Source organism: Streptomyces ovatisporus, from assembly GCF_042653885.1.
In the GTDB taxonomy this organism is placed as follows: domain Bacteria; phylum Actinomycetota; class Actinomycetes; order Streptomycetales; family Streptomycetaceae; genus Streptomyces; species Streptomyces ovatisporus.
Genome location: NZ_JBHSFH010000015.1, coordinates 14,253 through 27,230, shown reverse-complemented (window position 1 = coordinate 27,230; position 12,978 = coordinate 14,253). Strand labels below are relative to the sequence as shown.

The window sequence follows — 12,978 nt, the reverse complement described above, 5'->3', positions numbered from 1 at the left end:
GCGCGGCACCGGACAGCTAGTACGTACACCCCTACCTGCATATTTTCCTCACAGCGCAACCACATCGACTGGAGTTCCCGTGGACTCAGCACCAGATTCAGCACCCGAGAGCGAGAGGTCCGGCCCTTCCGACGGCACGGACTACACCCAGGTGCAGGAGAGCGCCGAGTTCGGCGAGCTGCGCAGCACCTACCGATCATTCGCCTTTCCGCTGACCGTCGGCTTCATCGCCTGGTATCTGCTGTACGTCCTGCTCTCGAACTACGCCGCCTCGTTCATGGCCACCAAGGTGGTCGGGAGCATCAATGTGGCCTTCGTCCTGGGCCTCGCACAGTTCCTCACCACCTTCCTGATCGCCGTGTGGTACTCCCGGTTCGCCGCCTCCAAGTTCGACCCCAAGGCTGCGGCCATCAAGAACCGACTGGAGGGTGACGCATGAGCCTCACTCAGTCACTGGCCTCGGGGCAGCTGCAGCTCGCGGCTGAGGGTGCCAGTCAGCACCGCACTCTGATCGTCACACTCTTCACGGTCTTCGTCCTGCTCACGCTCGGCGTCACTGTCTGGGCCGGCCGCAGGACCAAGGACGCCACGGACTTCTACGCAGGCGGACGCGAATTCAGCGGATTCCAGAACGGACTCGCCATCTCCGGCGACTACATGTCCGCCGCGTCCTTCCTCGGTATCGCCGGTGCGATCGCCCTGTCCGGATACGACGGCTTCCTCTACTCCATCGGGTTCCTGGTGGCCTGGCTGGTGGCCCTGGTACTCGTCGCCGAACCGCTGCGGAACTCCGGCCGCTACACCATGGGCGACGTGCTGGCCTTCCGGATGCGCCAGCGCCCGGTCCGTACGGCCGCCGGTATTTCGACGATCATCGTCTCGATCTTCTACCTGCTGGCCCAGATGGTCGGAGCGGGTGCCCTCGTCGCCCTGCTGCTGGGCATCTCCGGTGAGGCGGGGAAGAACCTCATCGTCGTGCTCGTCGGCGTCGTCATGATCCTCTACGTGACGATCGGCGGCATGAAGGGCACCACGTGGGTGCAGATGATCAAGGCTGTACTGCTCATCGGCGGGACGCTCGTCGTCACGGCGCTGGTCTTCCACAAGTTCAACTACAACCTCTCCACCCTGCTCGACGCCGCCGCCGCGAACAGCGGCAAGGGAAGCTCCTTCCTGGAGCCGGGCCTGAAGTACGGGGTGGACACCACCTCGAAGATCAACTTCATTTCGCTGGGCCTCGCGCTCGTCCTCGGAACCGCCGGACTCCCGCACATCCTGATCCGCTTCTACACCGTCCCGACGGCCATGGCCGCCCGTAAGTCGGTGAACTGGGCCATCGGGATCATCGGCGGCTTCTACCTGATGACGATCGCGCTGGGCTTCGGCGCGGCGGCACTGCTCTCACCCAAGACGATCACCGATTCCGACGCGGCGGGGAACACCGCCGCGCCACTGCTCGCCCAGGAGATCGGCGGCGGCGCCGACTCGACCGGAGGGGCGATCCTCCTCGCCATGATCTCGGCCGTCGCCTTCGCGACGATCCTGGCCGTGGTCGCGGGGCTCACCCTCGCCTCCTCGTCGTCGTTCGCGCACGACCTGTACGCCAACGTCATCCGCAAGGGGAAGGCGACCGACAAGGAGGAGGTCGGTGCCGCGCGCATCTCCTCGGTGATCATCGGCGCCGTAGCGATCGGTCTCGGCATCTTCGCCGGCGGGCTGAACGTGGCCGGCCTCGTCGCTCTCGCCTTCGCGGTCGCGGCGTCCGCCAACCTGCCGACGATCCTCTACAGCCTCTTCTGGAAGCGGTTCACCACCCAGGGCGCGCTGTGGTCGATCTACGGAGGACTCATCTCCTCGGTGGTGCTGGTGCTCTTCTCGCCGGTCGTCACCAGCAAGCCCACCTCGATGTTCCCCGAGGCGGACATCGCCTGGTTCCCGCTGGAGAACCCCGGCCTGATCTCGATCCCGCTGGGCTTCCTGCTCGGCTGGATCGGTTCCGTCATCGCCAAGGAGGAGGAAGCCGTCAAGAAGCACGCCGAGTTGGAGGTCCGCTCCATGACGGGCTTCGGCGCGCACTGACGGACACCGGATCCGAGTGGCGGCACCTCCGCCGCCCCGCGGAGGGACGCCACCGACTTCAACGCTCTGTTGAATGTCGGTGGCGTCCCGTACGCTGCGAGAACTGGCACAACCGTGGGAGGGCCGCCGCATGCTGCTCGACACATACGGCCGAGTCGCCACCGACTTGCGCGTATCGCTGACCGACCGCTGCAATCTGCGCTGCACCTACTGCATGCCGGAGGAGGGTCTGCAGTGGCTGGCCAAGCCGGAGTTGCTCACCGATGACGAGATCGTGCGCCTGGTGCGCATCGCCGTCGACGAACTCGGCGTCGAGGAGGTGCGCTTCACGGGGGGCGAACCCCTGCTCCGGCCCGGGCTCGTCGGCATCGTCGAGCGCTGCGCCGCCCTCCCGAAGCGGCCGAAGCTCTCGCTGACGACGAACGGCATCGGCCTGGAACGGACCGCTCCGGCTCTGCGGGACGCCGGTCTGGACAGGGTCAACGTCTCCCTGGACACGCTCAGTCCGGACGTCTTCCAGCGGATGACCCGGCGGAAGCGGCACGCGGACGTCCTTCGCGGACTGGCCGCGGCCCAGGACGCGGGCCTCACTCCCGTCAAGGTCAACTCCGTCCTGATGCCCGGGCTCAACGACGACGAGGCACCCGGCCTGCTCGCCTGGGCCGTGGCCCACGGCTACGAACTCCGCTTCATCGAGCAGATGCCCCTGGACGCCCAACACGGCTGGCAGCGCGACGGGATGATCACAGCCGGGGACATCCTGGAGTCGCTGCGCACCCGTTTCACCCTCACCCCGGAGGGTGAGGACGAGCGCGGTTCCGCCCCCGCCGAGCGCTGGGTCGTGGACGGCGGCCCGCACCGCGTCGGCGTCATCGCCTCGGTGACCCGGCCCTTCTGCCGCGCCTGCGACCGTACGCGCCTGACGGCCGACGGTCAGGTGCGTACGTGCCTGTTCGCCACCGAAGAGTCCGACCTGCGGGGCGCGTTGCGCGACGGGGCGTCGGACGACGAGATCGCCGCGCGCTGGCGGCTCGCCATGTGGGGCAAGAAGGCGGGCGCGGGCATCGACGATCCGTCCTTCGTGCAGCCCGACCGTCCGATGTCAGCCATCGGCGGCTGAGCCGCGGGCGCCGTCCTGCCACTCGGTGAGACGGACGACGTCCTTGAGGAACCCGCGCATGTCCAGGAAGGACGACAGATGCTCCCGGTGTTCCTCGCAGGCCAGCCACGTCTTACGGCGCTGGGGCGTATGCAGCTTGGGATTGTTCCAGGCCAGCACCCATACCGCCGGTGTGCGGCAGCCCTTGGCGGAACAGATGGGGCTCTCGGTGCTCTCGGAGTTCTCGTCGGAGGGAAACACACCCCCATCCAACACCCCGCCCGGACAAACAAACGACGCCGGGCAGCCACGGGGGGAGCCGCCCGGCGTCGGTCTTGTCGCTCCGACGGGGGATGCGGAGCGCCTAAGAAGTATGGCATGGGGACCCGTGCGAGGTGCAGCGGAACAACATGATTGATCTGAGCTTTTCTTGAGGATGTCGCGTGCCGCCCACTGCGGGAGGGGTCAACTGTGGTCGGCGACAGGCCCGTCGGGCCTGCTGTGACGCGGTTCCGGAACGGTGTCCGCCGGGCCGATCGCCGGTCGGACGGGCGGCTCGATGAAGGACGACGGAGCCGAAGGCGCGTTCTCCCGGCCCGCGTTGGCGATCACCACGGCGACGTAGGGGAGCAGCGCGCCCACCACGAGAGTCACGATGGCCAGCGGGCGTTGCACGTTCCACAGCACGACGGTCAGCAGCACGGAGAGCGTCCTGATGAGCATCGAGATCACATACCGGCGCTGCCTGCCGCGCACGTCGTCCGCCAGACCCTGACGGGCACCCGTGATCCGGAAGACCTCGGCTTCGCGCTGCTTCCGCATCACTCTCCACCACCTTCACCCCGGGTCGGCGACGGCCCGCCACCAGGTCTGCGAGCCCTCTTCACGGTACGCCCCCGGTCGGTCGTCCACGAGGCCGGGCCGCCCGGGCGTGGAGCGGGGCGCCCGTGCGGCGCAGCCCGTACGGAGCAGTCCGCCATGCGGCGTAGGACGCCCGGCGCCAAGCTGACGGCGCAGCGTGCACCCGGGCGTCGACGACGCCGGTTCCGGGGCACAGACGATCTACGGAGGCACGATGAACTGGTTGTGGGCGATCATCGTCGGGCTGGTACTGGGCGTGCTCGCGCGGGCGATCATGCCCGGCAAGCAGCACATCCCCCTGTGGCTGACGGCGGTCTTCGGGCTACTCGGCGCCATCCTGGGCAATGCCGTCGCGTCGTGGGCGGGCGTCGGTGTCACCAGAGGGTTCGACTGGATCCGGCACGGACTTCAGCTGGGAGGTGCGGTACTCATCGTCGCTCTGGGCACGCCCCTGTGGGAGTCGATCCGGGGGAGGCGGCGGCGCCAGCGCGTCTGAAGCTCCCGGGGGCCGCAGTCGGCGAGCCAGTGGGGGCACAGGCCGGCAGGCATGGCAGGCCAGCAGGCACGGCAGGCGACATGGCAGGAAGGGCCGGGTAAGCGGCCGGCCACGGCCCCGCCCTGCCGCGTCCGGCGCGTCCGTACGGTACGCGTGAGGGCGGGGCCGGCCGTCTCAGAGCCCCTGGATCTGCGCGATCTTGCGGCCCGCCTTGAGGTAGAGCGTCCCGCTCACGTCCGCCTCGGCCAGCTTCTCCGTCACGACCTCGCCGAGCGGACGCAGAGCCTCCGCCTCCGGCAGCACGATGGAGTGCTGATCGCCGCTCTCCGTCTCGACGACCAGCTTCAGCCCGTTCTGCTTGGCGATGCGCCGCGCCGCCGACGCACTCGGGGTGAACTCCAGCACCCGCGAGAGGATCGCCGCGATGCCCTCACCGCCGTGCTCGGCCGCGTCCACGACCGGCAGCGTCCCCACGTCGCCGAAGGACTTCTTGCTGAACTGCGCGGTGAAGCCGGCCCGTGCCGCCTTCGCCGCCTCCGCTCCGTGCAGTGCCGCGACGACCTCTCCCGCCAGCACCTTCTTCAGGTCCATCGGGTGCAGGGTCTTCGCCTCGCAGCGGGCGGTGACCTGGTCGATCTCGGCGTCGGTCCACTCCGTCCAGGCGCGCAGGTACGGCACCATCAGCCGGTCGGGAATGGACATGATCTTGCCGTACACGTCGTCCGCCGCGGCGGTCAGTCCGATGTAGTTGTCCTTGGACTTGGACATCTTGGCGCCCGAGCCGTCGGTGCCTTCGATCAGCGGCATGGCGGCGATCATCTGCGGCCGCTGATCGTGCAGCTCCATCAGACGGCGGCCCATCTGCATGTTCAACAACTGGTCCACGCCGCCCAGTTCGATGTCGCAGTCCAGCTCGACAGAGTCGAGAGCCATCGCCACGGGGTAGATCAGCTCCGACATGGTCAGGCCCGAGCCCTGGGCGAGACGGTTGCGGAAGTCCTCGCGCTGCAGCAGCGCCGAGGCGGGCACCTGGGCGAGCAGGGAGATCAGCTCCGCGAAGCCGATCTTTCCGAGCCAGTCGCTGTTGCGCCGGAAGCTCACGTTCTCGAAGTCGAAGAACGGCCGGACCTGGTCCTGGTAGCCGGCCAGGTTCTCCGCGATGTCCTCGTCGGTGAGCGCGGGGCGCTCCGCCGTACGTCCGGAGGGGTCGCCGATCTTCGCGGTGAAGTCACCGATGATCAGCGTCACGTCGTGCCCCATCCGCTGGAAGCGGCTGAGGACGATCATCTGCACGGCGTGGCCCAGGTGCACGTCCGCCGCGGTGGGGTCGATCCCGAGCTTGACGTGCAGGCCCTTCCCGACGGCCGTCTTCGCTTCGATGTCCTCGGCGAGCTTCTCCACCGAGGGCAGCACCTCGACCGCACGTGCCCCGATCAGTGCGGCCTGCTCCTTCGCCGGGAGGTCGCTCAGATCCATATACCGCCGCGACCCCGTCTCCGCGAGCAGCCGCTCGACGGTCTCGTCGGAGGAGAGGTCCTGCGCCAGCAGCTGGCTGGCGCGCTGTACGGAGTCGCCGAGGCGTGTCACGTTCTGTCCTGGAGATCGGAGCGGACAAGGGTCGCCCCAGAGTCTATTCGGGTGCGGGGGCGGCGCGGTGTGCCCGTCCTGCCGGTCGCTCCGGGAGGGCTTCGCGGCCCGCGGAATGTGTAGGGATCCCACAGTGCCTCGTGCGGGCCCCTGTCGCTGCCCGATCCCCGCTGGAGCGGCCCCGGCGGATAGTTTCGTACGGACAGACATCGGCCGCTTCCTCGCTGTGCGCAGCGCGTACGCGACAACAGCGGAGACCGCAGAAAGGGTGGTCCTACCTTGAGCCGCTCGGTACTCGTCACCGGAGGCAACCGCGGCATCGGCCTCGCCATCGCCCGGGCCTTCGCCGACGCAGGGGACCAGGTCGCCTTCACCTACCGCTCGGGCGAGCCGCCCGAGTCCCTCATCAAGAGCGGTGCTCTGGCAGTCCGTTGCGACATCACCGACCACGAACAGGTGGAGAGGGCCTACAAGGAGATCGAGGAGAAGCACGGCCCGGTCGAGGTCCTCGTCGCCAACGCCGGTGTGACCCGGGACCAGTTGCTGCTGCGGATGTCCGAAGAGGACTTCAGCTCGGTGCTCGAGACCAACCTCACCGGGACCTTCCGCGTCGTGAAGCGGGCGACGAAGCGGATGCTGCGGGCGCGGACGGGCCGGATCGTCCTCATCTCGTCCGTGGTCGGCCTGCTCGGTTCGGCGGGGCAGTCCAACTACGCGGCGTCGAAGGCCGGGCTGGTCGGCTTCGCCCGTTCGCTCGCCCGTGAGCTGGGCTCCCGTAACATCACCTGCAACGTGATCGCGCCGGGCTTCGTCGACACCGACATGACGAAGGCGCTCACCGACGAGCAGCGCGCGAACATCGTCGGGCAGGTGCCGCTGGGCCGTTACGCCCAGCCGGAGGAGATCGCCGCCTCCGTCCGCTTCCTCGCCTCCGAGGAAGCCGCGTACATCACCGGAGCCGTCATTCCTGTCGACGGCGGATTGGGCATGGGCCACTGAAGATGAGCGGAATCCTGGCCGGCAAGCGCATCCTTGTCACCGGCGTCCTCACCGAGGGATCGATCGCCTTCCACGCCGCGAAGATCGCGCAGGAGGAGGGCGCGGAGGTCGTACTCACCGGATTCGGCAGGCTCTCCCTGGTCCAGCGGATCGCCAAGCGGCTCCCGAAGGAAGCACCCGTCATCGAGCTTGACGTGACGAACCAGGAGCACCTGGACTCCCTCGCCGGCAAGATCGGCGAACACCTGGGTGAGGGAGCCGGACTCGACGGCATCGTCCACTCCATCGCCTTCGGCCCGCAGGGCGCCTTCAACTTCCTCGAAGCGAGCTGGGAGGACGTCGGCACGGCCGTGCACGTCTCCGCCTATTCGCTCAAGTCGCTGACGATGGCGTGCCTTCCGCTGATGCCGCGCGGCGGGTCGGTCGTGGGCCTCACCTTCGACGCGCAGATCGCCTGGCCCAAGTACGACTGGATGGGCGTGGCCAAGGCGGCACTGGAGTCGACGAACCGCTACCTCGCTCGTGACCTGGGCGCGAAGAACGTGCGGTGCAACCTGATCTCGGCGGGGCCGGTCAAGTCCATGGCCGCCAAGTCCATTCCGGGCTTCGAGGAGCTGGCCGACGTCTGGAACCACCGGGCCCCCATCGGCTGGGAGCTGACGGACCCGGACCCTGCCGGACGTGGCGTCGTCGGCCTGCTGTCCGACTTCTTCCCGAAGACGACCGGAGAGATCGTCCACGTCGACGGCGGCGTGCACATGATGGGCGCCTGAACGGAACCCCGGAACCCCGGCAGTCCCGCCTCCGCCCCCGCCGACTCCCGGGCATGATCCCGAAGTGACGTGCGCGGGGGCGGAGTTCGCGCCGCCCGTGCCAGTGACCCCGGCATGCCGGAGCCACTGGCGCCGGGCGGCAGCGTGGCGTGACGTACGCTGGACGTCAGGTGCGTCAGGTGCCCTGCGTCGCCGCGCGCACTCCGCAGCCCCACTCCTGCGTGTGTGAGGCGGCCTCCCGCGCTGCGGCCTCCGCGTCACCGGCATGGATCGCCCGGATGAGCCCCGCGTGGTCCATGTGGTTCCCGGGACGCAGCTCGCCGCCCACGTCGAAGCGGAGGAAGTCGCGCATCACTTCCCCCAAGTCCGCGTAGACCGCGGTCAGTACGTCGTTGTGCGAGGCGGCGACCACGCCCAGGTGGAGACTCGCGTCCGCCTCCACGAAAGACTCCACCACCCCCGAATCCCACGCCGCTTCGCGCCGCTCCAGCAGCGCGTCGAGCTGCGTCAGGTCGCTGTCCGTGCGTCGCAGCGCTGCCAGCCGTGCACCTGAGGTCTCCAACGCGGCACGCATCTCGGCCACATGACGCGGATCGGCGTCGGCGAACCGCCGGTGCATCACGCCTGCCAGCTCACTCGTCGCGACGACGTACGTGCCGGACCCCTGCCTGATGTCCAGCAACCCGTTGTGCGCGAGAGCCCGTACCGCCTCCCGGACGGTGTTGCGCGCCACTCCCAACTGCTCCACGAGCTCCGGCTCCGTGGGGATGCGGGTGCCGACCGGCCACTCGCCCGAGGTGATGGCAGAGCGCAGCGCCGAGATCACCTGGTCTGCCAGGGCGGAGCGTTGCGGCGAGGGAAGGGTCATCTCTCTCCCGGATGCGTCGGCCACGGGCTCTTCCCGTCGGCTTCTGTGGAGGGGAGGATACGCGTTGGCAGCTATTCATCCCATGATTCTATGATGGGTCCATGCCCATGACGGAAGACGACCTGCAGCGCAACGAGCTCCCCGCCGAGTCCGCCCCGCCCCCGCTCGCCCGCCGCGGAGCGGGCGCCAGGGGCGGCCCTGCCGTACCCGCGGCCGTTCCGGCAGCCGCCGTCCCGCGCTGGGTCGTACGCCTGCTCGTGGTGGGTCTGCTCGCCGCCGCGCTGAATCTCCGTCCCGCCATCTCCGCACTCGGACCGCTCCTCAAGGAGGTGCGCGCCGACCTCGGTATGAGCGGTGCGGTCGCCGGGCTGCTGACCTCGGTGCCCGGACTGTGCTTCGCCGTCTTCGGGAGCCTCGCGCCGCGGCTGGCCCGCCGGCGCGGTCCTGCACCGGTGGTGCTGGGCGGCATGGTCGCGATCACCTCGGGGCTCGCGCTGCGCCCCTTGGCCGGCGGTACGGCGGTCTTTCTCGCGGCGAGCGCGCTGGCCCTCGCGGGTATCGCGGTCAGCAACGTCCTGATGCCCGTGGTCGTCAAGCGGTGGTTCCCCGGCCGCATCGGGTCCATGACCGGTCTCTACTCGATGGGTCTCGCCCTCGGCACGGCCGGAGCGGCAGCCGTCACCGTGCCCATGACGAGTGCCATGGACGGCAGTTGGCGAGCGGGACTCGGTTCCTGGGCGCTGCTGGGAGTGCTTGCGACGGTTCCGTGGGCCGTGGTGCTGAAGGATCCGGCAACCCGGCGCCAGGCCCGGCCGGCGGCGGAGCGGAGAGGACCCGGCCGTCGGCGTGGCATCCCGGGCACGCGCCCCGCGCCGGACCGCCCGCTGCCCTGCGGCGGGGAGGTCCGCGGCCACCGCGACGTCGACAGGGGCCCTGACGTCCGCGTCGACGGCGATGACCGGAGCGACAGCCGCGGCGACGACCGCATCCGCATCGGCACCTCACGCACGGCATGGGCACTGGGCGGCTTCTTCGGCCTCCAGGCGTCCGCCGCCTACATCGTGCTGGGCTGGCTGCCGGAGATCTTCCGGGACGCCGGCGTCCCCGCCTCCTCCGCCGGTCTGATGCTCGCCGTCACCATGGGCATGGGCGTGCCCCTCGCCTTCGTCGTTCCGAGAGCGGCGGCCCGGATGCGTCACCAGGGCCCGCTCATCGTGGGGCTCGGCATGTGCGGGCTCACCGGATACGCCGGTCTGTGGTTCGCGCCGGGAGCCGGTGCCTGGCTGTGGGCGGTGTTGCTGGGCATCGCGAACTGCGCCTTCCCCGTCGCCCTCACCATGATCAGCCTGCGGTCCCGTTCGAGCGCCGGCGTCGCCCAGCTGTCGGCGTTCGCGCAGAGCACGGGCTACCTGCTGTCCATCCCCGGACCGCTCCTCGTCGGTGTCCTGCACGACGTCAGCGGCGGCTGGCACGTCCCCCTGATCCTGATGACGGCGCTGCTGCTGGCGCAGACGGCCGTGGGCGTACTGGCCGGACGGGACCGCGTGATCGAGGACGGCCGGTGAGTGCGACACTGTCCGGTATGCCAGTGCTCGAACCCACCCCGCAGAACGGACAGAAGAAGCTGCTCCTGATCATGGGAGCGATCTTCGGCATCATGGTCGTCATCGGCGTGATCGCGAGTATCGCCGCTCCCTGAGCAGCGCCCCGGGACGGGACGCGCGCCCTCCGTCCGGCCGATGGTGGTGCTGACCCCACCATCCCTAGGGGGTCTGGCTCAGGGGTAAGTGGGTGGATCACCGGATGGGACGCCTGCCCGTCCTTCCGTAGCGTCTCGGAGTACACCGCCGGACGCTCCACGGAAGCAGGGAGAGGCGAGCCCATGACGACGGCCCGTGCCCGTGACGACTGTTCACCGGGCGTGACTGCCGCCCGGCGGCAGGCCCCGCCCCCCGACCGCTCCGGCCGGTCGCTGCTGCCCTGGTGGGCGGCGGTCCTCCCCGTCCTCGCCTTCGCACTGCTGCTGAGCCTGCTGCTCGGCGGAGGAGACGCGAACGCGGCGGCGCATCAGCCCGGTACGGAGTTCCTCGCGGCGATCCTGGAGCGCGTGGCGCAGGCGTTGCTGGGCTGACGAACGGGAGACGTCAGCCCTCTGTGCACTGTCAACACCCTCCGCCCGGCACAGGGTTTCGTGCGAAGCTGGGAGGCATGAGCGTCGATGTGCCCCGCAGTATCGTCCTTGTCCGGCACGCGAAGGCCGACTGGCCGGAAGTGGCAGACCACGAGCGTCCCCTCGCGGACCGGGGCCGCAAGGACGCCCCGGCCGTCGGTGAGTGGCTTGCAGCCCACGGCATCGCCCCCGGACTGACCCTCTGCTCGACAGCTGTCCGCACCCGTGAGACCTGGAAGCTGACCGCACCCCACCTTCCGCAGCGCCCCAAGACCGTGTACGAGGAGCGGCTGTACGACGCCTCTCCCGGCGAGATCATCGCAGTGATCAACGATGTGTCCGAGGACGTCCAGGACTTGCTGGTCGTCGCACACAACCCCGGACTGCAGGGAGTCGCCGAGGCCCTCACCGGTGGTACCGAGGGCGACGCCCTGGAGCGGATGCAGCGCAACGGCTTCCCGACCTCGGCGGTCGCGGTGCTGCGTTTCGACGGGTCGTGGAAGTCCGTCGAGCCGGGCTCGGCCACACTGACCGACTACTGGGCGCCGCACGAGCCGCACGAGTGAACGCCCGGCAGCCCGAAGACTCTTGAACCGCTGAGCCTCACCGGTGGCCCGCACAGCTCCTGGGTGCGGGCCACCGGTGAGCGCGCGGGTGAGCGCGCGCCGACGGGCCGCGTACCCCCGCTCAGGAGGCCGGGGCGCCCAACAGTCGTTCGCCGTCCGCGTCGTGGTCGTCGTCCCCGGCCGAGCCGTCGGCGGTCTCGACCTCTTCCCGCGTCACTCCGAGCAGATAGAGGACCGTGTCCAGGAAGGGCACGTTGACGGCGGTGTGCGCCGCCTCCCGTACGACGGGTTTCGCGTTGAACGCCACCCCCAGACCTGCCGCGTTGAGCATCCCCAGGTCGTTGGCGCCGTCCCCGATCGCGACGGTCTGCAGCAGCGGAACGCCCGCCTCGGACGCGAAGCGGCGCAGCAGCCGCGTCTTGCCCTCCCGGTCGACGATGTCGCCGGTCACGCGACCGGTGAGCTTGCCGTCGACGACCTCCAGTGTGTTGGCCGCCGCGAAGTCGAGTCCCAGTTCCACCTTGAGCGCGTCCGTGATCTGGGTGAAGCCCCCGGAGACGACGCCGACTTGGTAGCCGAGGCGTTTGAGGGTACGTACGAGCGTGCGCGCGCCGGGCGTGAGCCGTACGTCCTTGCGCACCTTGTCCACGACAGACGCGTCCAGCCCCTTCAGCAGGGCCACCCGCGCGTGCAGCGACTGCTCGAAATCCAGCTCCCCGCGCATCGCACGGGCGGTGACCTCGGCCACCTCCGCCTCACAGTCCGCATAGGCCGCGAAGAGCTCGATCACCTCGTCCTGAATGAGGGTGGAGTCGACGTCCATCACCACCAGCCGCTGTGCACGGCGCTGCAGCCCGGAGGCGACGACGGCGATGTCCACGCCGTGCTTCGCCGCCTCCAGCGCGAGGGACGTGCGCAGCGTCTGGGTCCCGGTGCCCGAGACGTCGAACTCGACTGCGGTGACCGGGTACTTGGCGAGCCGGAAGATGCGGTCGATGTTGCCGCCCGTCGCGGTGATGCTGGCCGCGATGGCGGCGGTCGAGGAAGCGGTCAGCGGCTGACCGAGCACCGTCACGTGTGAACGGCCGGTGCCGCGCGGCCGGTTGTCGCCGACCCCGGAGATGATCTCGGCCTCGAGGCCCATCGACTCCGCCCAGCTGTGCACCGTGGCCCGCAGCTCGCCCTCGCCGGCGGAGCCCTGGCCGCTGCCGGAGCCGCTGCCGGCGTCGCGGCCGGAGCCGGAACCCGGTCCGGGGCGCGCGCCGGGCGAGGTCACCAGTGCGCACAGAGTTATGCGTCCACGGGTCACGAGTTGTTCGATGTCGACGACTTCCACGGTGAAGGCGGCAAGGGTGTCGAACAGGCCGGCGGTGATGCCGGGCCGGTCCTTGCCGAAGATCTTGACCAGGAGAGTGGGGGTGTCGGCGTACGAAGGCGGGATGGCCGGCGATGTGGTCATGATGTTCTTACGGTATCGCTG

15 protein-coding genes are annotated in these 12,978 nt (G+C 69.5%); 10 read left to right on the top strand and 5 right to left on the bottom strand.

The genetic code is table 11. The annotated features are described in order from the left end of the window. Positions 1 to 79: 79 nt before the first annotated feature. From ACFPA8_RS24210 to moaA, 3 genes are all read left to right on the top strand, one after another. On the top strand, positions 80 to 439 hold the full coding sequence (locus tag ACFPA8_RS24210) for a DUF485 domain-containing protein (RefSeq protein ID WP_386451817.1): 360 nt from the start codon (positions 80 to 82) through the stop codon (positions 437 to 439). Beyond that, the gene (locus ACFPA8_RS24205) at positions 436 to 2,079 is read left to right on the top strand and encodes a solute symporter family protein (RefSeq protein WP_386451815.1); all 1,644 of its coding nucleotides are present in this window, start codon (positions 436 to 438) and stop codon (positions 2,077 to 2,079) included. Before ACFPA8_RS24210 ends, ACFPA8_RS24205 begins: the two co-directional genes overlap by 4 nt. Positions 2,080 to 2,209: 130 nt before the next feature. Continuing rightward, positions 2,210 to 3,199 carry a GTP 3',8-cyclase MoaA gene (moaA, locus tag ACFPA8_RS24200; RefSeq protein ID WP_386451814.1) on the top strand — a complete coding sequence of 330 codons (990 nt, stop codon included), beginning with the start codon at positions 2,210 to 2,212 and terminating at the stop codon, positions 3,197 to 3,199. On the opposite strand, the gene ACFPA8_RS24195 is transcribed toward moaA, so the two are convergent. Both ACFPA8_RS24195 and ACFPA8_RS24190 read right to left on the bottom strand, forming a co-directional pair. Continuing rightward, positions 3,182 to 3,439, bottom strand: coding sequence for a hypothetical protein (locus ACFPA8_RS24195; RefSeq protein WP_386451812.1), 258 nt, complete (start codon positions 3,437 to 3,439; stop codon positions 3,182 to 3,184). The genes moaA and ACFPA8_RS24195 overlap by 18 nt on opposite strands. Positions 3,440 to 3,643: 204 nt before the next feature. Then, positions 3,644 to 4,000, bottom strand: coding sequence for a DUF3099 domain-containing protein (locus ACFPA8_RS24190; RefSeq protein WP_386451810.1), 357 nt, complete (start codon positions 3,998 to 4,000; stop codon positions 3,644 to 3,646). A gap of 253 nt (positions 4,001 to 4,253) precedes the next feature. Here ACFPA8_RS24190 and ACFPA8_RS24185 point away from each other — a divergent pair, with 253 nt between their 5' ends. Continuing rightward, a complete protein-coding gene (locus ACFPA8_RS24185) occupies positions 4,254 to 4,535 on the top strand; it encodes a GlsB/YeaQ/YmgE family stress response membrane protein (RefSeq protein WP_386451808.1) in 282 nt (93 codons plus the stop codon). Positions 4,536 to 4,709: 174 nt separating this feature from the next. Here ACFPA8_RS24185 and tyrS read toward each other — a convergent pair whose 3' ends face one another. After that, positions 4,710 to 6,122, bottom strand: coding sequence for a tyrosine--tRNA ligase (tyrS, locus tag ACFPA8_RS24180; protein ID WP_386451806.1), 1,413 nt, complete (start codon positions 6,120 to 6,122; stop codon positions 4,710 to 4,712). 279 nt (positions 6,123 to 6,401) lie between these two features. Between tyrS and fabG the strand changes: the two genes are divergently transcribed. After that, positions 6,402 to 7,121: a 3-oxoacyl-[acyl-carrier-protein] reductase gene (fabG, locus tag ACFPA8_RS24175; protein WP_386451804.1), complete on the top strand. Its 720-nt coding sequence runs from the start codon at positions 6,402 to 6,404 to the stop codon at positions 7,119 to 7,121. Between the two features lie 2 nt (positions 7,122 to 7,123). Beyond that, the gene (gene fabI / locus ACFPA8_RS24170) at positions 7,124 to 7,894 is read left to right on the top strand and encodes an enoyl-ACP reductase FabI (protein ID WP_386451803.1); all 771 of its coding nucleotides are present in this window, start codon (positions 7,124 to 7,126) and stop codon (positions 7,892 to 7,894) included. A gap of 175 nt (positions 7,895 to 8,069) precedes the next feature. Here fabI and ACFPA8_RS24165 read toward each other — a convergent pair whose 3' ends face one another. Then, entirely contained in the window at positions 8,070 to 8,762 is a 693-nt protein-coding gene (locus ACFPA8_RS24165; protein WP_386452331.1) for a FadR/GntR family transcriptional regulator, read from the bottom strand. A 101-nt stretch (positions 8,763 to 8,863) separates the two neighbouring features. On the opposite strand from ACFPA8_RS24165, the gene ACFPA8_RS24160 reads away from it, so the two are divergent. The 4 genes from ACFPA8_RS24160 to ACFPA8_RS24145 all read left to right on the top strand — a co-directional run bounded on the left by ACFPA8_RS24160 (position 8,864) and on the right by ACFPA8_RS24145 (position 11,498). Beyond that, the gene (locus ACFPA8_RS24160) at positions 8,864 to 10,327 is read left to right on the top strand and encodes a CynX/NimT family MFS transporter (RefSeq protein ID WP_386451801.1); all 1,464 of its coding nucleotides are present in this window, start codon (positions 8,864 to 8,866) and stop codon (positions 10,325 to 10,327) included. 17 nt (positions 10,328 to 10,344) lie between these two features. Further along, positions 10,345 to 10,461 carry an SGM_5486 family transporter-associated protein gene (locus ACFPA8_RS24155; RefSeq protein ID WP_386451799.1) on the top strand — a complete coding sequence of 39 codons (117 nt, stop codon included), beginning with the start codon at positions 10,345 to 10,347 and terminating at the stop codon, positions 10,459 to 10,461. 183 nt (positions 10,462 to 10,644) lie between these two features. Then, positions 10,645 to 10,893, top strand: coding sequence for a hypothetical protein (locus tag ACFPA8_RS24150; RefSeq protein WP_386451798.1), 249 nt, complete (start codon positions 10,645 to 10,647; stop codon positions 10,891 to 10,893). Between the two features lie 77 nt (positions 10,894 to 10,970). Beyond that, a complete protein-coding gene (locus ACFPA8_RS24145) occupies positions 10,971 to 11,498 on the top strand; it encodes a SixA phosphatase family protein (protein ID WP_386451796.1) in 528 nt (175 codons plus the stop codon). 121 nt (positions 11,499 to 11,619) lie between these two features. On the opposite strand, the gene serB is transcribed toward ACFPA8_RS24145, so the two are convergent. Further along, positions 11,620 to 12,957: a phosphoserine phosphatase SerB gene (gene serB, locus ACFPA8_RS24140; protein WP_386451795.1), complete on the bottom strand. Its 1,338-nt coding sequence runs from the start codon at positions 12,955 to 12,957 to the stop codon at positions 11,620 to 11,622. Positions 12,958 to 12,978: the final 21 nt, after the last annotated feature.